Source organism: Mesorhizobium sp. M7D.F.Ca.US.004.03.1.1 (genome assembly GCF_003998635.1).
In the GTDB taxonomy this organism is placed as follows: domain Bacteria; phylum Pseudomonadota; class Alphaproteobacteria; order Rhizobiales; family Rhizobiaceae; genus Mesorhizobium; species Mesorhizobium loti.
In genome coordinates this window covers 1-856 of sequence record NZ_RZQG01001489.1, presented here as the reverse complement: position 1 = coordinate 856, position 856 = coordinate 1, and the positions used below count along the sequence as shown (strand labels likewise).

The 856-nt window shown below is 65.2% G+C and carries 1 protein-coding gene and 1 pseudogene; both read left to right on the top strand.

The genetic code is table 11. The features are described 5' to 3' along the window. A pseudogene (locus EN935_RS38160) lies at positions 1-246 on the top strand (UDP-N-acetylmuramoyl-L-alanyl-D-glutamate--2,6-diaminopimelate ligase); the annotation flags it as partial. Continuing rightward, the coding region (locus EN935_RS38155; protein WP_245489168.1) for a Mur ligase family protein at positions 243-856 on the top strand (614 nt) is incomplete at its 3' end. The pseudogene EN935_RS38160 and the gene EN935_RS38155, both read left to right, overlap by 4 nt.

The window sequence follows — 856 nt, the reverse complement described above, 5'->3', positions numbered from 1 at the left end:
GACGACAATCCGCGCTCCGAAGTGCCGGAAACGATCCGCGCCGCCATCCTCGCGGCTGCCCCCGGTGCCATCGAGATCGGCGACCGGCGCCAGGCGATCCACGAGGCGGTCGCCATGCTGCATGCCGGCGACACGCTGATCGTGGCCGGCAAAGGTCATGAGGAGGGCCAGACGATCGGCTCCGAGACCTTGCATTTCTCCGATCATGAGGAAGTTCGCGCAGCGCTCACGGAGCGTGCCGCATGAGCTTGCTGTGGACCTCCGAGGCGCTGGTTGCCGCCATGGACGGGCGGCCTCTCGGGCCGATGCCGGAAGGCATTTCAGGCATTTCGATCGACAGCCGCAGCCTGCAGCCGGGCGACGCCTTCTTCGCCATCAAGGGCGAGGCGATGGACGGCCATGACTTCGCAACCGCCGCCATCAAGGCCGGTGCCGGCGTGCTGGTGGTGGCCGAAGGCAAGCTGCCGTCGCTCGGCCGGCTGACGGCGCCGATCATCGTCGTCGAGGATGTGCTGGCCGCGCTGGAAAAACTCGGAGTGGCCTCCCGAGAACGCTCCCAAGCCAAAATCATCGCGGTGACCGGTTCGGCCGGCAAGACGACCACCAAGGAAGCGCTGCGCCATGTGCTGCAAGCCGTCGGAAAGGTGCATGCCTCGGCGCAGTCCTTCAACAATCACTGGGGCGTGCCGCTGACTTTGGCGCGCATGCCCAATGATTGCGACTATGCCGTGTTCGAGATTGGCATGAACCATCCCGACGAGATCCGTCCGCTGGTCAAGATGGCAAGGCCGCATGTCGCCATCGTCACTATGATCGCGGCCGCCCACCTTGGCTTCTTCCGCAATCTGGACGAGAT